Annotated in this window: 23 protein-coding genes, 1 tRNA gene and 2 pseudogenes; 10 read left to right on the top strand and 16 right to left on the bottom strand. The window is 42.4% G+C overall.

Annotation, left to right across the window (positions count from 1 at the left end):
• From AABK37_RS20715 to prmC, 7 genes and pseudogenes are all read left to right on the top strand, one after another.
• Nucleotides 1-310 (top strand): hypothetical protein (locus tag AABK37_RS20715; RefSeq protein WP_432553414.1); only part of this gene is annotated, 310 nt, incomplete at its 5' end.
• Between the two features lie 134 nt (nt 311-444).
• Nucleotides 445-996, top strand: coding sequence for a GNAT family N-acetyltransferase (locus tag AABK37_RS20710; RefSeq protein ID WP_432553413.1), 552 nt, complete (start codon nt 445-447; stop codon nt 994-996).
• 312 nt (nt 997-1,308) lie between these two features.
• A tRNA-Pro gene (locus tag AABK37_RS20705) sits at nt 1,309-1,382 on the top strand.
• 699 nt (nt 1,383-2,081) lie between these two features.
• Nucleotides 2,082-2,909 carry a Tic22 family protein gene (locus AABK37_RS20700; RefSeq protein WP_432553419.1) on the top strand — a complete coding sequence of 276 codons (828 nt, stop codon included), beginning with the start codon at nt 2,082-2,084 and terminating at the stop codon, nt 2,907-2,909.
• 180 nt (nt 2,910-3,089) lie between these two features.
• A pseudogene (locus AABK37_RS20695) lies at nt 3,090-3,671 on the top strand (S1 family peptidase); the annotation flags it as partial.
• Between the two features lie 147 nt (nt 3,672-3,818).
• Complete coding sequence (locus AABK37_RS20690; RefSeq protein WP_432553418.1) at nt 3,819-4,586, top strand: Tic22 family protein; 768 nt, start codon at nt 3,819-3,821, stop codon at nt 4,584-4,586.
• Between the two features lie 71 nt (nt 4,587-4,657).
• Nucleotides 4,658-5,581, top strand: a complete 924-nt coding sequence (prmC, locus tag AABK37_RS20685; protein ID WP_432553412.1) for a peptide chain release factor N(5)-glutamine methyltransferase — start codon at nt 4,658-4,660, stop codon at nt 5,579-5,581.
• 30 nt (nt 5,582-5,611) lie between these two features.
• Here the strand turns inward: prmC and AABK37_RS20680 are convergent, their stop codons facing one another.
• Entirely contained in the window at nt 5,612-6,739 is a 1,128-nt protein-coding gene (locus tag AABK37_RS20680) for a hypothetical protein (protein ID WP_432553411.1), read from the bottom strand.
• Nucleotides 6,740-6,886: 147 nt separating this feature from the next.
• On the opposite strand from AABK37_RS20680, the gene AABK37_RS20675 reads away from it, so the two are divergent.
• Together AABK37_RS20675 and AABK37_RS20670 are read left to right on the top strand one after the other, a co-directional pair.
• On the top strand, nt 6,887-7,477 hold the full coding sequence (locus AABK37_RS20675) for an L-threonylcarbamoyladenylate synthase (RefSeq protein ID WP_432553410.1): 591 nt from the start codon (nt 6,887-6,889) through the stop codon (nt 7,475-7,477).
• 381 nt (nt 7,478-7,858) lie between these two features.
• Nucleotides 7,859-8,773 (top strand): sensor histidine kinase, encoded by a 915-nt coding sequence (locus AABK37_RS20670; protein WP_432553409.1) that lies wholly within the window; start codon nt 7,859-7,861, stop codon nt 8,771-8,773.
• Here the strand turns inward: AABK37_RS20670 and AABK37_RS20665 are convergent.
• The 10 genes and pseudogenes from AABK37_RS20665 to AABK37_RS20620 all read right to left on the bottom strand — a co-directional run.
• Nucleotides 8,727-9,191, bottom strand: coding sequence for a GNAT family N-acetyltransferase (locus AABK37_RS20665; protein WP_432553408.1), 465 nt, complete (start codon nt 9,189-9,191; stop codon nt 8,727-8,729). The genes AABK37_RS20670 and AABK37_RS20665 overlap by 47 nt on opposite strands.
• A 177-nt stretch (nt 9,192-9,368) precedes the next feature.
• A complete protein-coding gene (locus tag AABK37_RS20660; protein WP_432553407.1) occupies nt 9,369-9,761 on the bottom strand; it encodes a hypothetical protein in 393 nt (130 codons plus the stop codon).
• 236 nt (nt 9,762-9,997) lie between these two features.
• The gene (secF, locus tag AABK37_RS20655) at nt 9,998-10,966 is read right to left on the bottom strand and encodes a protein translocase subunit SecF (protein WP_432553406.1); all 969 of its coding nucleotides are present in this window, start codon (nt 10,964-10,966) and stop codon (nt 9,998-10,000) included.
• Nucleotides 10,967-11,233, bottom strand: coding sequence for a hypothetical protein (locus AABK37_RS20650; RefSeq protein ID WP_432553405.1), 267 nt, complete (start codon nt 11,231-11,233; stop codon nt 10,967-10,969).
• The gene (gene iscB / locus AABK37_RS20645; protein ID WP_432553404.1) at nt 11,223-12,506 is read right to left on the bottom strand and encodes an RNA-guided endonuclease IscB; all 1,284 of its coding nucleotides are present in this window, start codon (nt 12,504-12,506) and stop codon (nt 11,223-11,225) included. Before iscB ends, AABK37_RS20650 begins: the two co-directional genes overlap by 11 nt.
• Nucleotides 12,499-14,394, bottom strand: coding sequence for a group II intron reverse transcriptase/maturase (gene ltrA, locus AABK37_RS20640; RefSeq protein ID WP_432553403.1), 1,896 nt, complete (start codon nt 14,392-14,394; stop codon nt 12,499-12,501). Before ltrA ends, iscB begins: the two co-directional genes overlap by 8 nt.
• An 857-nt stretch (nt 14,395-15,251) precedes the next feature.
• Nucleotides 15,252-16,664 carry a protein translocase subunit SecD gene (gene secD / locus AABK37_RS20635; protein ID WP_432553417.1) on the bottom strand — a complete coding sequence of 471 codons (1,413 nt, stop codon included), beginning with the start codon at nt 16,662-16,664 and terminating at the stop codon, nt 15,252-15,254.
• A gap of 35 nt (nt 16,665-16,699) precedes the next feature.
• A complete protein-coding gene (locus tag AABK37_RS20630; RefSeq protein WP_432553402.1) occupies nt 16,700-16,852 on the bottom strand; it encodes a hypothetical protein in 153 nt (50 codons plus the stop codon).
• Nucleotides 16,853-16,874: 22 nt separating this feature from the next.
• Nucleotides 16,875-17,858, bottom strand: a complete 984-nt coding sequence (locus AABK37_RS20625; RefSeq protein WP_432553401.1) for an alpha-ketoacid dehydrogenase subunit beta — start codon at nt 17,856-17,858, stop codon at nt 16,875-16,877.
• 158 nt (nt 17,859-18,016) lie between these two features.
• A pseudogene (locus AABK37_RS20620) lies at nt 18,017-18,210 on the bottom strand (helix-turn-helix domain-containing protein); the annotation flags it as partial.
• A 188-nt stretch (nt 18,211-18,398) separates the two neighbouring features.
• Here AABK37_RS20620 and AABK37_RS20615 point away from each other — a divergent pair.
• The gene (locus AABK37_RS20615) at nt 18,399-18,587 is read left to right on the top strand and encodes a hypothetical protein (RefSeq protein ID WP_432553400.1); all 189 of its coding nucleotides are present in this window, start codon (nt 18,399-18,401) and stop codon (nt 18,585-18,587) included.
• A gap of 221 nt (nt 18,588-18,808) precedes the next feature.
• Here the strand turns inward: AABK37_RS20615 and AABK37_RS20610 are convergent, their stop codons facing one another.
• From AABK37_RS20610 to AABK37_RS20590, 5 genes are all read right to left on the bottom strand, one after another.
• Nucleotides 18,809-19,114 (bottom strand): helix-turn-helix domain-containing protein, encoded by a 306-nt coding sequence (locus AABK37_RS20610; protein WP_432553399.1) that lies wholly within the window; start codon nt 19,112-19,114, stop codon nt 18,809-18,811.
• Between the two features lie 289 nt (nt 19,115-19,403).
• Entirely contained in the window at nt 19,404-20,387 is a 984-nt protein-coding gene (gene hemB / locus AABK37_RS20605) for a porphobilinogen synthase (RefSeq protein WP_432553398.1), read from the bottom strand.
• Nucleotides 20,388-20,494: 107 nt separating this feature from the next.
• Nucleotides 20,495-20,689 (bottom strand): hypothetical protein, encoded by a 195-nt coding sequence (locus tag AABK37_RS20600; RefSeq protein ID WP_432553397.1) that lies wholly within the window; start codon nt 20,687-20,689, stop codon nt 20,495-20,497.
• A gap of 52 nt (nt 20,690-20,741) precedes the next feature.
• Nucleotides 20,742-21,719, bottom strand: a complete 978-nt coding sequence (locus AABK37_RS20595) for a hypothetical protein (RefSeq protein WP_432553396.1) — start codon at nt 21,717-21,719, stop codon at nt 20,742-20,744.
• A gap of 470 nt (nt 21,720-22,189) precedes the next feature.
• Nucleotides 22,190-22,531 (bottom strand): DUF4870 domain-containing protein, encoded by a 342-nt coding sequence (locus tag AABK37_RS20590; protein ID WP_432553395.1) that lies wholly within the window; start codon nt 22,529-22,531, stop codon nt 22,190-22,192.
• Nucleotides 22,532-22,603 lie beyond the last annotated feature (72 nt).

The raw sequence follows: 22,603 nt of genomic DNA, 5'->3' as shown, positions 1-22,603 counted from the left end.
GTGCTCCACTTGGTCCGACACCAAGACCCTTCGGGTTCGGCAGTCCCCCATCGACGGGAACCGCGCCCGTCGGGGGCTGCCTCACCGCACTGCCTCCCCAATGACGGCAGGTGCCTCAACGGAGGGAACCTCCGCACGGCACTGCCTCCCCAATGCCCAATTACCAATTACCAATTACCAATGCCCCAGTCCTGCGTGTTTATATACAATTGACTTTCATATCCTTCGGTTTTGGTTAATTTCTCCTAGGCTCTACAACAAAATGCTAAAGTTGAAAATGATTGGTGTGAAACACGCCCTGACTGGCTAAACCAATTGAAAATCCCAAAAACACTAGAAAAATTTTCAGTGTGAGGGGTTGCAAATGGGTAGCGAGATTCATTCCGTGGGTCAACACTGTTTCAATGGAAACCAATTCAGTTATACTACCCGAACCACGTTGGCATGGGTTTTTGGAAAACTTGGTTTAGTACTCCCGAAACTGTAGCGTCATCTAGGACAAACTCGTTTGAAGAGATGAGCGCTGAAGTTGCAGGCAATTCTAGCTCTAATGGCGTTGGCGATGCTCCTCCGAAGGAGACTCGCATCGTTTTTAGTACAGAGCGAGATATTGACTTATATGAATTAGAAGAACTCTGTGATGCCGTCGGTTGGTCGCGTCGTCCTTTGAGAAAAGTGAAAAAAGCGATCGAGCATAGTTTTCTCGTAGCCACAATGTGGCAAGTGCGAGGAACCCAACGACGGCTGATTGGTTTTGCCCGTGCTACCTCAGACCACGCTTTTAATGCCACTATTTGGGATGTGGTAGTTCACCCGGACTTTCAAGCTAAAGGACTGGGTAAAGCACTGATGAAGTACGTACTCAAAAAACTCCGAAGTGAAGAGATTAGCAATGTCACTCTCTTCGCTGACCCTCATGTTGTCGATTTCTATCGGACTATGGGGTTTGTTGCCGATCCTGAAGGTATTAAAGGCATGTTTTGGTATCCTCAGTAATCCCTGATATAAATAAATATGCTTGCCGACCAAAAGTAAGTTATGATGGTAAAAACCTATTTTTATCATAGAACTAGGTTCGTTTAACTTATTTCTCGGTGTAAAGACAAATTTTTGTATTTGCATTTGACAAATTATTTGCAAAATAGTTTGACGATGAAATAAATTAACTAAGCAACCAGAAAATCTGATAAGATGTCATAGTTGCTCTGCAAAAGCAAAAATATGGTAACGTTACCAAAGTTTTGCTTTTAAACAAAGTAATTATGTCAAATTCATGCTTAACCACTATATAAAGTGGATAAATATAACCGGGATGTAGCGCAGCTTGGTAGCGCGCCTGCTTTGGGAGCAGGATGCCGCAGGTTCAAATCCTGTCATCCCGATTTCATAATGCGAATCATAAAACCCTAGATTTAGTAGCAGAATCTAGGGTTTTTATCATTTTTTATTAAAAAATAAAAACTTCCTGAGAATTTTACTAAAAATTGAGTAAGGGTTGTACTCAAAAAAGTATCAAGATTAGACTTTTTAGTAAGTATAAATATTTATTGATTTTGGCAGCATATCTGATTTGAGCATCTCAATATAAAGCATTTATGTTAATTGGGGCGGGAAATGTTTAAATCGGATTATTGTCAAAATAAGCACATATAAAATTTAAATTTATGGAACGATCCATTAGGCAATGGTGTCAACTATCCTCAGAAAAGACAATAAAATGGCATTTATCGCCTTAAAGGTAGAGGACATTTTTCGCTGCTTGTAGAAAGCCTAACTTTTCACGGTATGTGGATTCATGATGTATGGGTATAGAGGTGTTAATTTTTGTGAGATTTTCTTGCATGGGGAATTTTTCAGATTCCTCCTACACCCGTATCTATTAGAGAGTTTCCAGATTTCGTCGTTAGGTAGAAAGCAGCAGCAATCAATGCTTTTACAGCATTTCTCTGTGAAAAGCAAGGCGAAATTAAGAAAACAACGCTGTCAATTGGCGAAGACGATACTATAACTAAAACAAGTTGGTTCTGTGCCAATCCAACCAAAGTCTCGACTTAATTAAAGTATTGATGCGAGGAAAAGTCATGAAATCATTGGTTCGCTGGGGCGCAACATTAGGATTAATCGGGAGTACACTGCTCTCGACGGTATTTGTGGGAAATGTCCCAGTGCTGGCATTGACACAACAACAAGTCAAAGAGAAACTCGATTCAGTACCAGTGTTTTTGATTATGAATAATCAAGACATACCCCTAACTAGTTCTGTGCCTGCGGGTCAAAACGGGCAAAAACCAGGTTTTGTGACACAGGTTTTTATGAGCGCTCAGGAAGCTCAGGCTTTTATGAACCAGCTGCGGAACAGGAAAGACCCAGACCCGAAAATAGCGGAAATAGTAAAAACCCTACAAGTGAAAGCAGTGCCTTTGGGGGTGATTTATCAGAAAGTAAAAGAAACCGCTAACAGCCCAGACCGTCTGCTGTTTACTTTTCAACCTGGAAAACAGGAGCTTGAGGGAGCAGTAGCATTACTCAACCAAAGCGGTCAAAAGGTCAAGCGGTTTCTTAGCGTGCCTGTTTTTATTGTGAACTCGCCAGACAAGGGTTACATACTGATGAAACGGCGTTCTGACAACAAGGATATTTTTCCTCTGTTTTTAAGTAAAAAAGACGCACAGAATTTGTTGAACCAGGTAAAGTCTGAAGTGCCCAAGGCTGAGATTCAAGTCGTGGACATGGACGGAATAATTAAAGCCTTGCAAGAGAAAAACGACCAGTGGCTAAATCAAGTTGCCTTAATCCCATCTTCTGAGAGCATTGAATATATCAGCAAGCTGATGGGAAATAACCCACCCAATCGTTCTGCGGCTCCTGCTCAAAATCAATCACCATCTGTACCCGCTAAGAAAAAATAATGAATCTAGGACTTACGCACTGTATAAATGGGACATCATGTGTATTAAGGGAATTCGGTCGTTTCAGACTTTTGGTGACTAGTATCAGATAGGCAGCGATCGCTCATATTGGAAAAATCAAACGTTAATGCCTGAAAATCCCTACCCCATACCTGAGATTTTTGTCAATGCGTAAGTCCTATGAACTATAACTACACCCTCCCGTCCATATTCATAGGGCTATCAATCGCCATAATACAGCCGCAAGCAGCACAGGCAATATCCTGTAGTAAAGAAGTGGATATTATTGCCGAAAAAATCACCGTATTAATTGATAGTAAAGCACCTGGTTCTGGGGTGATTATTAAGCGAGAAGGCAATACTTATACTGTCCTCACTGCCTATCATGTGGTCAATCAACCCAATCTAAAATATGAAATTGTCACCCCAGATAATCAGCGTTATCAACTAAAATACAGCACAGTGAAACCGCTGTCACAAAAGGTAGATTTAGCCGTTTTGGAGTTTAGTAGCAGCCAAAATTATCAAGTTGCTAAAATTGGTAATTCTGATGAGGCGAAAAGACGGACAAACATTTATATCACTGGGTTTCCGGCAAAGACCGGCGGAATTAAAGTACCTTTTTATGACTGCCGCGATGGGCAAATTCTTGCTAATGCTACTCAGATATCTGTTGATGGCGGCTATACCTTATTTTATGACAATGCTACACTCCCAGGCATGAGTGGTGGTCCAGTGCTGAATGAGAAAGGTGAGGTAATAGGCATTCATGGTAGGAGTGAACCAGCAGTTGATGTTAATTTTGATGAGATAAATCCTACTGTTGCTACTGTGAAATCGGGTAGAAATGCAGGCATTCCCATCAACACTTTTGTCAGATTGTTGCCAAGAGAAAGTGTAGATGTGGGTATTAGTTTGCCTGCGCCAAAAGTGACAACACGCCAAGCGGATGACTTGTTTGTTCGTGAACAAGTAATAAAAAAGAAACTAGACTCAGTACCAGTTTATTTAATTACTAATTCCCAAGGTTTACCTTTAAGCCGTCGTATTCCTGAAGGTCAAAATGGGCAAAAATCCACTGGTTCTGTAACTGGTGTTTATCTGAGTCGGCAGGAGGCTCAATCGTTTATTAAAGAATTACAGAATGTGAAAGGCAAAGACCCGAAAATGGAAGAAGTGGTCAAAAGCCTACAAGTGACGGCAGTGCCTTTAGGGGTAATTTATCAGCAATTGCAAAAAACCAAAAATCAGCCAAACCGCCTTTTATTTGCCTTTAAACCTGTCGATACGGAGGTGAAGGAAGCGATGGACTTGCTGCGTCAAAGCGGTCAGCAAGTAAATCAATTTAAAAGCGTGCCTGTTTTTGCTGTTAGGTTTTCACCAGAACAAGGATATGTACCAATTAAACTCAAAGCTGACAATCAGCAACTTATTCCTTTGTTCTTAAGCAAGCAAGACGCACAAGGTTTGTTGAATCAGGTGAAGCCAAAGTATCCTAAAGCTGATATTCACGTAACAGATGTAGATGGGGTGATTAAAACCTTGCACGATAAAAACGATGCTTGGCTGAACCAAGTTGTTTTAGTGCCATCCCCAGAGTCTAGGGAATATATTAAGACGCTGCCTAAGGATAGATTTTCGCCTCCTATTGAGTGGAATGAAAGGCAAACTCGTTAGTGTTTATTTCATCTGAGCAACTCAAAGCGAACAACAATTCACAGCCCAAGAAGCCTAATCAACGTTAAGGAATGACGGATACACAGCCAAATCTAGTTTCTGGTTTACAACTTTGGCAGTGGCGCAATGCAGCAATCAAGGCAGCGATCGCCATTGATGTTTCACCATCTGAGGTAGATTGGTTACTACAAGAAGTAGCTGGTTTAGACCGCTTGGCATTGCGTTTGGAATCTTTTAAAGACTGGTCGGCGATCGCCCTCAAGTTGCCTTTAGAAGATTTAGAGCATCTTTGGCAGAGACGATTAAATGACCGTTTGCCAGTGCAGTACATTGCTGGAGTTACACCTTGGCGAAAGTTTAAAATCGCGGTATCGAATGCGGTTTTGATTCCCAGACCGGAAACTGAGTATTTAATTGATTTGGCTGTGGCTGCAAGCTTGGCAAATCCGCTTTTACAGCAAGGTCACTGGGCGGATTTGGGGACTGGTAGTGGTGCGATCGCTTTAGGATTAGCAGATGTCTTTAGGACAGCAACAATTCATGCTGTTGATTGCAGTTCAGATGCTTTGGCGATCGCCCAACAAAATGCTTTAAATTCCGGTTTGGCTGACCGCATTCGCTTTTATCAAGGTTCTTGGTGGGAGCCGTTAGAATTGCTCAAAGGTCAGTTTAGCGGCATGGTGTCAAATCCGCCTTATATCCCCACCAGCACCGTATCTACGCTACAACCAGAAGTAGTTGACCATGAACCACATCAAGCTCTGGATGGTGGTGCTGACGGCTTAGATTGCATCCGCCATTTGATAGATATTTCTCCCACTTACTTACGACCTGGTGGCGTGTGGTTAATTGAGATGATGGCAGGACAAGCGGATGCGGTGCGGGAAATGTTGCTTAATCAAGGTAGCTATTGCAATGAAGTTGAAATTCATGCTGATTTAGCGGGAATTGAACGCTTTGCCGTCGCAAGAGTGTTGCTAAATAGATACAAGTAGGTGAGAAAGCGTTGTGTAAGTCCTGGGATTTTAAGCGTTGAAGTGAAAAGTCAAGTTTTCCCGAAGGTCAGAGGGAATTTTTATCATCTCACTTTGGTCAGCTAGGCGCTTACGCGCTTCAAAGAATGCTTGCTCCATACCTTGAGTGTAATTCAGCAAAAGGAGCTTGTGTTCAAACTGCACGCGACTTTCTATTTCATCTACTAATAGTCGTTTCCATTTATCGATCATTTGCCATTTCACTCCCACACTCGGCATGACCATCACACATAGAGGCACAAGTTCGTGTTCCACAGGTCTTATACTTTCCTCTAGCACACTAAGCCACAAGTAAGCCTGGAACATATCTAAGTCCCGAAGACAAGAGTGTGCTACATCTGGATCGCTCAATCCACCTCTTAGGCTACGATGATCGGGAAATAATTGTAATAGTTGGCAGTAAACTGTTGAACCAATCTCAGAAGTTACTTTTAACATTTGCTCAACTAAAGTTAAGGCTGGAGAACCAAGCTGATGTTTAGCGGCAGCTGCACAGACTCGCTGCCAGGGGATAGCGACTTGTTCTTCAACAAACTTGAAGTAGGGACACAGCAGAACTTTCTCCACTGATGTCAACTGATTAATAAGTAACTTGTTACTGAAATTGAACAGCGTAGTCAGAAAGCCAACGACGCGCCAATCCTTTGCCGTTACGTGTTGATCCTGATATTTAAGTAATACTTGTTCTAGTTCATTTGCCAGCTTTTTTATATTTGGTATTGCTGATAACGAAAGAGAAATTTGGTTAGAAACATTTCCTGTTGTTATAGGAGTGACAACGATACCAGACTGCTGCTGGTACATCTCTAGTATTTTTTGATAAACTTCGCAGGCAAATTGATTTATTCGCTGCGCCAATTGAGAATCAATAATGTCAGGAATATATTCGTAGAGGGATTTCGCCTGTATCCCTGCTTGATTGGTTGTACGATATAGTACATTATTCAATAATTTAGCTGCGGTTAATCCTCGAGCTTCTGGCAAAGCTGCTTTCATCAATTCTCCATAGAACTTGGGATTTTTGGATAAAGAAGATACATCAACTGTGTAACGGTCTGCCCAAAGGTTAACTAAGCGCTCAACCGAGGGAGATTCAGAAATGTTAGTAGATAGCAGCATAAATTAAGGAAATTAATTTACACAAAATCTTACAATGGTACGGGTGCAATTATTGTGTTATTTGTAAAAATCTTTAGGTAAAAAATAGTATTGCGATGTAGTTCGTCGTGTTAGAGACAGATTTGCGCTCAAGTAGGGTTAACTAATATGACACAAGTTTCTTTAGTTGATTTGATTGCTGGCGCCCGCGCTGGCTTTTTAGTAAGCTTTCCTACAGATACTGTACCTGCACTCGCAGCGTTACCAGAAAAAGCAGAATTAATTTTTGCAGCGAAGCAACGCAGCCAAGATAAACCTTTGATTTTGATGGCAGCGGATGCAGAGGATTTGTGGTCTTATGTAGTTGGTAGCGATGAAGAGTATAAAATTTGGCGCTCAGTCATGGATAAGTATTTGCCGGGAGCGTTGACACTGGTGTTACCAGCGTCAGGATGTGCGCCAAAAGCAATGAATCCTACAGACTCGATGACAATTGGTGTGCGGATACCGAACAGTGCGATCGCTCAAACTATTTTGGCGCAAACAGGTCCCCTTGCCACTACTAGCGCTAATGTATCAGGTCAACCTGCTTTGCAGACAATGACAGAAATTGCGGCTCAGTTTCCCGATGTTCTGACTTTGGCAGAAACAGAATGCCAGCGAGAAATACCAGGACTCGGTGTACCTTCGACTGTTGCTAAATGGACTGGGAGCAATTGGCAAATTTTGCGACAAGGTGCAGTGAACTTAGAGTTTTGACACTTGAATAAAAAGTTTAAGACAAAAACGCCAAAATCTCTGATTTGGCAGTATACAATTTTTTTAGTATATTTTTTGACTTAACTTTCTTCAGACTCCTGAATTCTGATTTATCTTATATTTTTGGGCTAAATTTTGGCAATCGGAAGTTAGAATTTCCCCAAGGAAGTCAGAATCAAGGAGTATGCTGAGTGATAGGAATAGAGCAGTTTTGTCAAATGGGTGCTGAATATAAAAACTGCTGATTTTTCTCTCAAATTTCAAATAAACCACAAAACAGAAAAATCTTTACCTATAGCTTCTTGTTTGGCGGACTAAAAACTTGGGAATTTTGCTTCGCTTTTCTTGATGGTTAATTAATAACTTGATATTGCCAAATTTATGGATTGGAGCAACTGGGTATATTTGGGAGTGGGAATAGCATTGGGGCTGGGTTTAAGTGCGTTATTTACGCGACGAAAAACGTCCTCTAGCTTGAATGTAGTGCTTGAGCAACAAGATGTATCAGCACTTGAGCAAGAAATGAAGCGTCTAATGCTGGCGTATCAAATGGCAAGGGAAATGAGCCAGTTTAAGGCGGGATTTTTGGCGCGGACTACCCATGAATTGCGATCGCCTCTCAATGGTTTAATTGGTTTACATCAGTTAATTTTGTCAGATTTATGTGAAGATGCGGCGGAGGAACGAGAATTTATCGCCCAAGCTCACGAACGTGCGCTCAAGCTACTCAAGTTAATTGATGAAATTCTCAAAGTCTCCAGGACTGAATACGGCAACAATAAATTAGATATCCAACCCCAATCTTTAGCAGAAGTTTTGCAGGAAGTTCATAGCTTAACTTATATGCTGGCGGCAAATCGCAATTTTACCTTGCAACTTTTGCCACCCGATCCAGATATTTATGTTTTGGCAGATCCGCGCTGGCTAAGGCAAGTATTGCTAAATTTAGTAGATACTTCGATTACTCAAATGGAAGAAGGTAGTATTTCTATTTCAACTGCTTCTTCACCTACAAGTAAATTTATTCATATTTGCTTGGATGTGCCAACTAATGCTATTCCTGCAAGTGAGCCAATAAATTTAATTAAATCTGAATATATGCCTGATACTGACAAGCAAAACGCTTTTTTTTCGCCAGGAATGAGGCTATTACTAAATCAAACTTTGTTGGAAGTTATGGGGGGAAAGTTGGAAATTGTTTCTCCCGTTAGCAATGAACCAAGTGAGCATTATAGCAGGCTACAACTTTCTATCCCCCTAATGATTCCTGAAGCTGGATTTCCGGAGTCGGCATAAGGTTAGGTTGATTGTATAACACCATCGTGGTGCTGGAATTGCTCTGGAAACCAATTTTCTTGTAGAATCCCTGTTGGTGTGTTGTCATCAAATACACGCGCTCAACTCCGTGCATGTGCGGATGACTCAAAACCGTTTCTACTAATTTGCTTCCCAGTCCAGTACCGCGATAGTCTGGGTGAATCACAACATCCCAAATTGTGGCACGATAAATACCATCAGAAGTTGCCCTCGCAAAGCCAATTAATCGTTCTTTATCGCGCACGCTAATTACTGGCTGACTGTTAGCAATGGCTATGCCCATATCTTCTATACTGCGCCCTTTTGCCCAGAAAGCAGCAATATTAAATAGCTCTTGGAGTTGGTAAAGGTCAATTTCTGACTTGCGATCGCTAAATTTAATTTGAGTATTATTCATGCCACCGTATCCAATTTTTACAATATATTTGCTATCGTTAAGTTTTATTTTTTTCAGATAGCTATAGTAGTATATCTATTGGAAACTCATGATATGGGCTATCCTTAAGTCAGATTTTTCTATATATCGCCTGTAGTGTATATATTCCAACTATTTTTAAATTTTATACTTCAAGATTTATTGACAAATCCACTTCCACAGTGGATGACTCGATCCTTGCTGGCGTATCCGACAAACTTGTTTTTCTAAACGTTGCTGTTCTTGGTGTGGTAAACCCATTAAGATATTCCGACTTTGCCAAACTAAAACAGCAGCAGTCATCCCGATACAAAAAGCTAAACCAATGGTAGAGAATGGATGATAAAAAAGTCCATATCGCACCGCTACCCAGGTAAAATATTGTCGCCACAGAACAATTTCTTCACGCAAAGACCACAAGCAAATCGGCGCAAGGGTGAGCCACAAAAATAGGCAGAACAACCATCTACCATATACTGTCAATTGGTGTAGCTTTTGTACTTGTTGAGCAAAAGATGGATCTGTTATTGGCGGTTTTTCAAATTGATCCATAGGCGTGGGGGTGTTAGTTGTTGGTTGTTGGTTGTTGGTTGTTGGGTGTTGGTTGTTGGTTGTTGGGTGTTGAGTGTTAGTTGTTAGTTGTTGGTTGTTGGTTGTTAGTTGTTGGTTGTTAGTTGTTGGTTGTTGGTTGTTGGGTGTTGAGTGTTAGTTGTTAGTTGTCAAAAATTACTCTTATCCATTAACCACTATCGACTATCGACTAACCACTATCAACTATCGACTATCTACTAACTTTCAGCGGATGCATCCATCGATTCTCTAGTTGCTGTGGGTGTGGATGAACCAGTGCGTTCTCTCCACCAAGCTAAAAGAGTACTGGCGATGAAAATACTGGAATAAGCGCCCATTGTAAAGCCAATAATCAAGGCTAGGGCGAAGTTATGCAAAGTTTCGCCGCCAAAGAGAAAGATAGCAAATAATGTCAGCAACACGGTTAAGGTGGTGTTGATTGACCGTGCTAAGGTTTGGTTTACTGCATCGTCTACAATATCGTTAATTGATTTATTAGGATTGGTTTTGACGGTTTCGCGAATGCGATCGTAAATGACTACGGTATCATTCACTGAAAAACCTGTGATTGTCAGTAGGGCGACAATGAACAGACTATCAACTTCAGTGCCAAATATCAAACCCAAAATCGAGAACGCACCTACTGTAATCAAGATGTCGTGAAACAAAGCAATAATCGCAAAAATGGCGTAGTCTAACTGAAAGCGGAAGTTCATGTAGACGGTGATGCCAACAAAAGACACGAGGAGAGCTAATAAACCAGACCTAAATAGTTCTTGCCCTAATGTCGGACCAACCGAGTCAATTTGATTTTTTTGCGGGTCAAAAACACCGATTTTTTCGCTTAAGGCGTTTTGTAATTTGCTGCGTTGATCGACAGTCAAATCTTTTGTGCGAATTGTTACGCCATTCTCACCAGCAAGTTGAATGCTGCTATCGCCTATTCCCTGTTCTTTGGCTACTTCGCGAACAGCGGCAATATCAATTGGTTTATCACAATTACCCGGTCTTGTACAATCGCGTTCAAATTGCAAGCGCGTACCACCGATAAAATCCAAACTGGGACGCAGGGGTGATTTGATTCCCGGAGTTTGCCAAGAAATCACCATCGAAATGATACCAATGATGATGATGACAGAAGAAATAGTCCACCAAAGCGATCGCGATTTATTTATACTTAGTTTCATCTAAAACCTCCAAAAGACCCCCACTGTAGCGGTACTCCGCTCAGTAGTGGGGATGCCAGAGCCGGCACGTTCGCGCAGCGTCTTTGCAAGGAGAGGGAAAACGCCACGTGCTGTAGCCTGTGGAACCCGTCCAACGCAGTGGCTCTTCTCCCGCAGCGCTGGCGCAGGAATGGAGGGGGAATTGTCAAACGTCCCTTGAGTGTTTTTCTGCTTTAGCAGAAACAACGAGAGGGACAGTTGAGCAATTCCTAATTTCTTAGGTTGCATACGAGTAACCGTCCTTTTTGTGAATATGTTTGCAATACTTGTAAGAAATCCCTTGAACTAATCCATTTTTGGTTGAGACATTGAAACTTCCTGTTGCACGAGTTGCAATTCTTCCAACGTATTCGCCTATTTTTTTGCCACTGGTGACAATGGCTTTGACAATATCGCCAGTTTGAAAACCAAAGTGAAATTTAGTTCTTGAACAATGACGAACGGTAAATCCAAATTTGTCTGTACGACATGATTGGCGTGTACCGTGACCGTTTGCTGTAATCAACAATGGCTTGACATTTTTAATATTGAGAGTTGGCGTTGAGCTACCAACACAAGCAGCATCTAGCCAATGGGTTTTTTCTAGATTTTGTTGGTTCCGATTAAACTTCGTTAAACCACCAGAACCAGTTTCTACTGGTAATTCAGTTACTTTTAAAACGAACAACAGAGCAAATCTAGTAGTGTTAACTGCTGCCGCATCTGCCAATGGTCTTTTGGCTTGCTTAAGGATTTTCTCTAACCTTGACTGGTCTTTTTTGAGAAACTCTTTGATATCCTTAGTCCCTTTCTTTGTGTTGCATTTTTCACAACTCAATGTCAGGTTTGTGATTGAATTAGAACCTCCTTTTGCTCTGGTATGAATGTGTTCTATCTGAAGTGGAACGTCTTTAACTCCACAGTAAGCACATTGTCTATTCCACTTTTCTAATAAGAATTCTCTAGTTTCGTAACCCGCAAGTGTACCTTGTTGATATTCTTTTCCTTGAATATCAGGGTTACGCATCAATTGCATATCAAAGCGTACTAGCTCTTGACTAATCGCTCTAATTGGCGACAATTTGCGTAATTTATCAACCCAAGTTTTGATGTTTTCAATCCGGCTTTGTAAACTCGGAGCTAACCAACCTTTTGGACGTGTTCTGTTCAATAATCTTGGTTGACGATATCTAGTTTTTCTGTTTCTTCTACTACGTCTTAATAGTCTTCTAGAAGTTAAAGCATCTCTAATTGCAAAACCTCTATGCTTCAGTTCAGCAGCAAAAACAACCTCGCCAGTAGTATCGTTAACTAATGCAATTCCTGTATGTTTAGCTCCAGGGTCAATCTTTAACCTCAAAGCTGATACTGGGGATTCAGGGCGTGATTCCTTTAATACTAAAGTGAACGGGAATCGTCTATAAACTGCTGCTTTTTTGTTTCGTAGTAGTTGCCTCGCTGTAGCTGGATGAATTGGGTCTAATGGTCGTTTTTCTGAATCAATAACGGTTAACCTAAGCATGAGAGTCACCCCTCATGCTCGGCTTCAAAACCGGACGTGAGATTTTCACCTCATCCGGCTCCTCGTTGATTTGGCTCGTTGTCATGAGTACCTCAATTACCCATTTCCCATTAACCTTTGTAAGGCGTTTGGTGGGCTTAGGCTCGACACTTTTGCAGTCGGATTCTGTGCCGACAGCATTGTAATCACTTGCTGTCTTGATGTCGTGGCAATGTCTGTGCAAGAGTTGCCAATTATTGTAAGAATCCTTTCCACCTTGTGATTTGGGGATTGTATGGTCAACTTCCATCACATCGTTTTCACGGAAAAATAATCTACAGTAGGGACATTTGCCTTTTTGCTTTTTCAGGAGTATTGCTACTCTATTTGGCAATTCAGGATTATTTCCCTTTCTTATACTCCAATAAACTAGGTTTCCGTCGTATGGAGACGCTTCGCCTTTTACCTTAACATGATTGACGTGTAATGTATTGCCATGTTTTAGCAATCGCATTTGGGCTGAACTTTCATGTTTGGTTGCGAATACCCAGTTATCGTCACCTATAGTTTGCCAATACTTGGTATTGACCCATTTCCAGTTCTTATTTGTGTGACGACGTTTTGTCCAAGCCCTGAGCTTTTGATACAATAGGTAATCTAATTTATTAAAAACTACCGTATTTGTTACCGTTGAGTAATAGTTAGCCCATCCCCTAATAATAGGGTTAAGGTGTGAGATTAGCGCCGATTGTGGCGCTCCTCTATGTCTTTCTATTACTTTGGCGATTTGGTCGTAATGTATCTTTTGCTTATTTTTGCTTGGTGTGATGATTGTCTTAAACTCTTGAGGCTTTCCTTGGGAACTCCTTACGGAATTATATCTTCCGCAAAGGAATTGTCTTACAGAATACCCAAGAAACTCGAATCCAGGTTTCTCTTCTCCCAATGGATTGAGAGTGTGTGCGATTCGTGTCTTGCTAGGTTTTAATTCCAATCCCATGCCTGACAACCATTCCACCATAAACTCACGGCATCTTTGGACTACGGTTATATCTTCGTGAAAAATTACGAAGTCATCGGCGTACCGAATTACATCTGGTGGCGGTATATCTACCTTTTTCCCATTGATTCTCGGTTGCCTTCTTGGAAATGCCTTTTTAATAGCATTTTCCATCCCGTGGAGGGCAATGTTTGCTAGTAGTGGGGAAATTACGCCACCCTGCGGTGTACCCTCAGATGTACTGAAGAACTGCCTATTATCCATCACTCCCGATTTTAACCATGCGCGAATTTGTCTGCATGTGATTGGGGATGTGTTTATCTTCTTGAGCAGTGCTTTGTGTTCAATGCGGTCAAAACACTTGGAAATGTCCGCATCTAACACGTATTTGGCTTTTTGATTGATAGCCTTTTGAACGGCGGAAATTGCATCTTGGCATGAGCGTCCTGGTCTGAACCCGTATGAATTTGGTTCAAATCGCGCTTCCCATTCTGGTTCTAATGCCAGTTTGACAAGTGCTTGCAAAGCTCGGTCTTTCATTGTAGGTATGCCCAAAGGTCGTTTTTCTTCCGTCCCAGGCTTTGGAATCCATACTCGCCTAGTTGGATTGACTTTGGCTCCCAATTTAAGTTCACCAATCAGGATGAGACGTTGCTTCGGGGTTAGTGATTTGACACCATCCACACCTGCCGTCTTCTTTCCCTGGTTATCTTGGGTAACTCTACGAACCGATAGTGCTTTTGCTGACCAAGACTTCATCAGCATCTTTTGGAGTCTGTGAGCTATTTTTACATCACCACGCTGAGAGGCTTTGTAGATTCTCTTTTGGAGCTTAAAGACACATTTTTCCAGCTTGCGCCATTCAATGTGCTTCCATTCCACCATCAGGTTTTCCTGTGTTTTAGACATATATACTCTTACTTGAAACCCTACTTTCCAAATCATCGTGGGTCTGTCAGCGTATCCCTGCTATTACAGGAGGGCATTAGCTTCTGACCCAATCCCACCCAACGCCCTCATCCGGTTAGCACCTACTCCTGGTATTCGACCTCCAAGAGAGATAAGCGCGGGTTACTTCGTTTCTGATATCCATTGGTTGAACCTTTAGATTGATACTTTCCACCGGGTTTATCGGGAAATGCAGTTGGTCAAAGTCTTAATTGCCAACTCCCTATCCTTTGCCTTTTGGCTCCAGCGCAAAAAGCCTTATTTCGCTGGTATGTCCTAACGATGGTTCGCGTGTATCTTCGCTTGCGCTAATCATGGGTTCTTACTCGATGGGAACCAGCTATAGGCTGCCAGTTTAACCACCTTTTCACCCCGCTTCAGGCTTTGATGACTAGTCTCCAACCTGGGGGTGATGCTTTCACCACTGCATCTGTGGGTCAGGACTTGGGTTGTTACCCTCACCTGCATGGAATATCAAATTGTCAAGGTAGTTCTGGTACTCCAGCTTTTTCCTTGCGGCTAATCCCTCTGAGCCTTTACAGGCTTGATTTATAGCCAACGAATCGCACAATATTTTGGACATACGTCCCTCCTTACGGGTAAAGTTAGCCTGGACAATGATTTGAAGGCTTTTTACGCCAACGACACTAGCTTCAACCCAATATGCTTGTTTAACCGTTGACCTCAGAGCTACAAACTGGCTACGTATTTGTAGGTGAGATGACCTGAAAATCGTAGTACTCAAGGTACTTAGTCGGGTAAACTCTAAGCTTTAAAAGCCCCCACTGAACCTGTACTCAGGGAGCGTGGTGGGTAGTTTACTGAGCTACCTCTGCCTGATTCGAGCTTGGCAGGTTAGGAGAGAAAAGTTCTGGCTTCTTCAATGCAGGAATTGAAATTGCCAAAAACATCAGTGTCCGACTACAGGTAATCGCTGTAAACATACTAACTGCTACACCCAAAGCCAAAGTCAGGGCAAAGCCTTTAACTAACCCAGACCCCAGCCAGAACAAAGCAGCACAAGCAATCCATGTCGTCACGTTGCTATCTAAAATACTAGAAAATGCTCGATAAAAACCAGATTCTACAGAACGATACAACTTTTTACCTGATTGCAATTCTTCCCGCGTGCGTTCAAAAATTAGTACGTTAGCATCAACTGCCATCCCAATACTGAGAATAAATCCGGCAATTCCTGGCAGTGTGAGCGTCACACCCAACAAAGCAAAGCTAGCCCAAGTTAGCAAAGAGTAGATAACTAATGCTATGTCGGCAATCAATCCTGGTAGTCTATAGTACACCACCATAAAGATTAATACTAAACTCAGACCACCGATACCAGCATAAATACTGCGTTGAATGCTGTCTTTACCCAAGGTTGCACCGACTGTGCGTCTTTCGGCGATTTCTACCGGTACGGGTAATGCCCCACCGCGTAGCTGCACACCTAAGTCGTTTGCTTCTTGTGCGGTAAATCTACCTGTAATTACAGCAGCACCACCGGTAATACCTGCGGCAGCAAATTCTGGACCGACGCTAGGAGCGCTAATCGCTTCATTATCTAAAAATATACCAATACTGCGACCAGTACCGGCGAGGCTTTTTGTCAGTTGGGCAAATAATTCGCCACCCTTAGTATCAAAGCGAATGGCAACATTCCAGTTGTTGCCTTGAGTCGGTTCGCCATAGGCATCTTTGAGAAATTTACCAGTTAAAGGCGGGTTGGTACTTTCAAATAATTCAGCGATCGCTTGATTATTATTTTGTAACTCTTCTTTATTTTTCGCAATTGCCGCTGCGTCTTTAGTTTTGATCAATTCTTGTTGTTTTGCCTTCAATTCTTCTCTCGATCTTTGAAAAGCAAACAATTGAGTTTCCGTACCGGGTTTTTGCAAGCGGAATTCCAACTGTGCAGTACCTCCCAGAACTCGTTCAGCTTGTTCTGGGTCGTTAACTCCCGGTAGTTGCACTAAAATTTTGTCTGTACCCACCGTTTGAATCACTGGTTCAGAAACACCCAAACCGTTGATACGTCCTTCAACTACTCTTTTCACAGCTGACAATTCGCGTTCGGTGATTTGCTTAATCTCCGCTGTTGGTTTCACCTGAATTGTGAGCTGTGAACCTCCGCGTAAATCCAGCCCCAAGGGAATCGGAATTGTAGCAATTACCGTAATCGCGGCAATTACCATAACTAAAATCAAGGCTAATAGCGATCGCTGTCTTTGCATACCATAACTCGCAACTGACAAAGGCTATGATAGCGCTATTTTATCGAGTTATGAAGGGGCTGGGGAATTGGGCAATGGGCATTGGGCATGGGGCATGGGGCATGGGGCATGGGGACGCTTGGACTAGGGGCTAGAAAAAGAATTATTACCGATGTCCATTGCCCAATTCCCAATGCCCATTGCCCCATGCCCCATGCCCCATTCCCAGTTCTAAACTCGCAAAGCTAGCATTTTTTCTACGGCTTCGACTATTTGCTCTGGTTGAACAATTGTTAAGCGCTCTAAATTGCCATTGTAAGGTGTGGGAATATCTTGGGAAGAAAGCCGCAAGACTGGAGCATCTAATTCATCAAACAGGCGATCGTTAATTGAAGCAATTAATTCGGCGGCTATACCACCAGTTCGCATGGCTTCTTCGACAATTATCACGCGATGAGTTTTCCGCACGGATTCACCGATAGTATCCATATCCAACGGTTTCAAGGATATCAAGTCAATTACTTCTGGGTCATAACCTTGTTTTTCCAGAACTTTCACTGCTTGCGCTACATGATACCGCATCCGGGAATAAGTGATGATTGTCACATCTTTCCCCGGACGGACAATTTCTGCTTTATCTAGTGGTAGTAAATATTCTTCTTCTGGCAGGTCTTCTTTCAAGTTGTAAAGCAGAACGTGTTCAAAGAACAATACCGGGTTATCATCGCGGATAGCTGATTTCAGCAATCCTTTGGCGTTGTAAGGTGTAGAGCAGGTAACAATTTTTAAGCCGGGAACAGCTTGAAAGTATGTTTCTAATCGCTGGGAATGTTCTGCCCCTAGTTGCCGTCCTACCCCTCCAGGACCGCGAATTACCATCGGTATTTTAAAGTTACCGCCGGAGGTATAGCGCAGCATCCCGGCGTTATTAGATATTTGGTTAAAGGCTAGCAGCAAAAAGCCCATGTTCATGCCTTCGATTATCGGTCTTAAGCCGGTCATCGCTGCGCCTACTGCCATTCCAGTAAAGCTGTTTTCGGCAATGGGGGTGTCAAGAATTCGCAGTTCACCGTATTTTTTGTATAGGTCTTTGGTAACTTTGTAAGACCCGCCATAATGTCCTACGTCTTCACCGAGAACGAATACGCTTTTGTCGCGTGCCATTTCTTCGTCAATGGCTTCTCGTAGGGCGTTGAAGAATAAAGTTTCTGCCATTTAAATCTTTAATACAATTCTTGTTTTAGAATCTTATCGCGCCACTGGGGAAAATACAGTTAGCGATCGCACTACTTGAGTAAGAAAGCGCAAATCATCAAGCAAATAGCACCCTGAATCCGGCGTGTTCCCTTTCCTACTCTTGCACAATGAAAGTATAAGTCTTCGATCAACACAATCATTCGTCCGCCCCAACTTGTGTAAGGCAGTAACGTCAACTGTTGCCAAGGAAAGGAGAACGTGCATAAACCTTTATAGCACTGTAACCTACCCCTGAGCGAGCGCAAACTTCCTTTAGAGTCCAACCTTTTTCTGCGGCATATTCTTTTATCCGCAACTTCACCAATCCCATGCTTGACAACAGGTAGGTATGTACCCTTGAATCTAAATAGTTAAGTACAAAAAGCGATCGCCTGATAAGTTTTGCTCGTCAAGCGATCGCCTGAATAACATTAAATCTAATTTTATGATAACAATAATTAAGCAAGAGTCAAACGAAATTAATCCTTATATCGAGATTCGTGATTGAGGTAGTGGCTGGTGCTTCTCAACATCGATGCTGCCAAAATTAAACAAATCCGTTTGTGGAGATATATGATTTTGGTGGTGGCTGACGGCATGAGTAGATTTGTCAGTTACGCCGAAATTCCTTCTATTTTAGGAGTTGCACCTCCTACGGTAAAAGATTTTCACAGCTTGGCGCAAGCGTTGGCGCAAGCTAAAAACTAATCACGTTCCGGATTTTTCGTGTCAGTTTTACGCCCAAAAATTTGGGCAAAGTTACGATGAACGATGAATTAAAACTATGGGGGCAATTAATTGCTACCATTAAGTTTGCTTTGTCACAAAAAGTTCTACAGGCGTTGCAAAGCTTGTATGACGTTGTAATTTTGTAGTAGGCACTGAAGTGCCTAGAAAATAAGCGTTTCAACGCTTACTACGAAAAAATATTAAGTTTTGTTTAACATCGTAACTGGTGAGTCAGGCACTTGAGTTACCTGATTATTATCTGGAAAGCGTTTTGGTCTTCCGGGTTTGCGCTTGTGTCGTTGATTAATTGACTTTTCGCTTGCCTGTGCTAACTCTTCAGGTGTACATTTAAAAAGGCGCAAAGCGTCTAAATATTTTTTTGGTGTCATTGTTGGTTCTGTACGCCCAGCTTCCCAGTTGCGAACACTTGTTTCACTGATTGCAAGTCTGAAGGCAACTTCAGCACGGCTTAGTCCCGCACGCTCTCTCAGGACTTGCATATCCATATTCTCATATCTCCTTGAAAAATTCTTAAACTGGTTATTAAATCAATTGACGTGAAAATGCCAATTGAAAAAATATTAACTATATTCTTTATAAGCGATCGCCTACCAGTCTGGCAAAGGAAGCAACGCTCCACTTCTGTAGTATCTCGTAGTCAGCTTTTAATTATAACATGGGCATTGGGCATTGGGCATTGGGCATTGAGAATAGGTAATAGAAAGAAATTGTCCCCTTTGTCTTTTTGTCTCCCCATTACCCATTACCCATTCCCCATGCCCTATGCCCCATTCATTATTTTTCTAACCACCGCGCCGCGTCTTTGGCGTGGTAGGTCAAAATTAAGTCAGCGCCGGCGCGTTTAAATCCGGTTAAAGTTTCCATAACCACGCGCTGTTCGTCAATCCAGCCGTTGAGGGCAGCGGCTTTAACCATCGCATACTCACCGGAAACATTGTAAGCGGCAACGGGTAAGTTACAAGCGCTTTTCACACGCCAGATAATGTCCATGTATGCCAAAGCTGGCTTAACCATAAGCATATCAGCACCTTCAGCGATATCAAGTTCAATTTCTTTAATCGCTTCTTTGGCGTTACCTGGATCCATTTGGTAAGTACGTCTGTCCCCAAATTGCGGTGTTGAGTCTGCGGCATCCCGAAAAGGACCGTAGTAAGCCGAAGCGTACTTAGCAGCATACGACATAATCGGCGTATCTTGAAATCCAGCTTCATCTAAACCTGCACGAATTGCTTGGACAAATCCATCCATCATTCCCGAAGGTGCGATGATGTCCGCACCGGCTTTCACTTGCGATACTGCTGTTTTCTTGAGTAATTCTAAAGTCGGATCGTTCAAAACCCTTCCTGTCAAATCACCAACTTGCAAATAACCGCAGTGACCGTGACTGGTATACTCACACAGACAAGTATCAGCGATGACAATCAAATCTGGTACTGCTTCTTTTACAGCAGTTGCAGCTTTTTGGACAATACCGCAATCATGCCATGCACCAGTGGCATCGACATCTTTATCTGCGGGAATCCCAAATAAAATAATCGCGGGGATTCCTAAGTCATAAACTTCTTTGGCTTCTTCAACAATTTTGTCTACCGAAAGTTGATAAACTCCCGGCATTGATTTGACTTCATTCGCGATTCCCTCACCTGGTACAGCAAACAGAGGGTAAATTAAATCACTTGTATTTAAAACAGTTTCACGTACCATTCGACGCAATTGAGAATGGGTACGCAAACGGCGAGGGCGATGTTGAGGAAACATAGCGTTTTTTCAAGGTTTACCGAATTATTGGGGCGATCGCGCGTTGGTGCAGCTTTACCCCATGAAGTATGGTAAACCCCTCTATGAACCAAATTGTCAAAATATTATCAAAGGTTAACAGGGGAGTGGGGAGTGGGGGAGGGGGGGAGTGGGGGAGGGGGGGAGTGGGGGAGTGGGGGAGTGGTGAGTGGAAAGTAGGGAGTGGGGGAGTGGGGGAGTGGGGAGGGGGGAGTGGGGAGTGGAAAGTAGGGAGTGGGGGAGTGGGGGAGTGGGGGAGTGAGAGGACAATTCTTTCTTTCCATTACCGATTACCCATTCCCGATTACCGATTACCGATTACCGATTACCGATTCCCTATTCCCCACTCTGTTGAATTGTCAGAACTATCTCTTGCGCTACTTGCACGCTATTGAGGTAGCTTTCGTGAGCCTGACCGCCGTACAATAACATCGGTAAGGCTGTGTGACTGAAAGGTTGCATTAAGGATTCGACAAAAGTTAACTTGCTGATGATGTCTTTAATTTCAATGTCTTGCTTTAATCCATCGACTAAACTGTAGATTAAAGGATCGAGGGGCCAAGCTACAGGATCTGCTGGGTGAAGGTAGTTTCGCCAAGGTAGTTTGTTACTATCTTGTTTTTGACTGAGATTGGCTACAAGTTGTTTTAACTTCGGTGTAATATCGTGACTGGCGCGTTGTTCTGCTTGGTTTACTGTTAATTCTGGCATCAAAGCTTGATTTTCGCCTTTGACTATATCCAGTAGACTGAAGATAGCGATCGGTGATGCCATTGTGTGAATGCTAGCAAGACGAACACCTTCTTCTGGGTTCGGTTCTAATCCATCAAAGCAGCGACGAATAGCCATTGCGCTTTCATGACCGGGGATAGTCGTGTCATTCCAACGGGCTGCAAATAATATATCAAAAAGGATGAATGTTCCCCAGCTGTGGGTAACTAGATGTAAGCGATCGCCTTTACTCGCGCTTTCCAATCCTTGTTCTATCTGTATCCTCAGCGCTTCCACAATCTTAGATCCGACACTGCGGCTGATATACAAAGCCGCATCACCCATAAAGTGAAGAATTGCATTTTGGCGTGTATTTTTAAACCATAGTTGATGCCAACAACCGTCAGCATGTGCGACCTTGGACATTAGGTCTTGTTCTGATTGAATGTTGACATCACCCCAATACAAAGGTATTGGTTTGAGGTTGTAAGAGTCGCCAATTAACCTGTTGATGTGTCCAATTAATTGCTTGGCGTAGGTGGGTTCCTCTCGGCGATCGCGAGTATTCACACCATGAATAAATAAAATATAGTCAGTAGCCATCTGAAAACCTCTTCAAATTACGATACAAAGAATTTTTGATGGTTATGACTTCAACCAGTTACAATAATTTTCCCTAAAGTTGACTGCTTGTTTTCATAATCGCATTTAACTGACGGCGTTATTCACCCATTATGAATAAAACAAACACTGTCCAATCTTTTGCTATTCTTTACCTTCCACCCCTTTGTAGGGACAATTCATGAATTGTCCCTACGCCATTTGCACTTCCCTTGTCTAATGGACACAAAACAAAGCGTCACAAACTTCGGGCAAAATTTAGCACATGTCAGACAAACTACTATAAGTGCTTAACTGTCCTCTGCCCTACTAACTTATGAGGTTGTGGGGCAATTTTATATTTTACAGCTTATTTCCCATCTTGATGATGGATAATAAAAAAAATTATCAAATTAATTAATGATCGCTGGCTAGTAGTAAATGTTTAGGCATTTATTACTAGCCAATTTGTGCTACAAAAGCCGGAAAATGAAGGGATAACGAAATGGTTTATCTGGATCGCTTAGAACATTGGCAAGTGCCCAAATTGTTAGTCCCCAATGTAGGAGATACCCTAACCCTGCCAATGGAAGCAGCAAACTTAAGGTGACAACAATCAACACTGTAATAATTGCACCATAAAGCCAGACATTAAAGTGAAAATTAATGGCTTCTTTGGCATTTTCTTTCACAACGGGGTCATCGCTGACGAATAGCATGGCAATAGGTATACCAACAGATACAAATGCCGTACTAAAAAAGATGGCTCCATGACACAGTGCTGATAGAAGCTTTCGCTTATCCGTGTCGTACATTTAGTATCTCCGATTAAATCAAGTTTTAAGTTACCCTATCGACCCTATCACGAGCATCGTTGTCTTAAGATT

The sequence above is a fragment of the Tolypothrix sp. VBCCA 56010 genome (genome assembly GCF_050875635.1).
GTDB lineage: Bacteria > Cyanobacteriota > Cyanobacteriia > Cyanobacteriales > Nostocaceae > Hassallia.
This window is presented reverse-complemented; position numbering and strand designations above follow the sequence as displayed.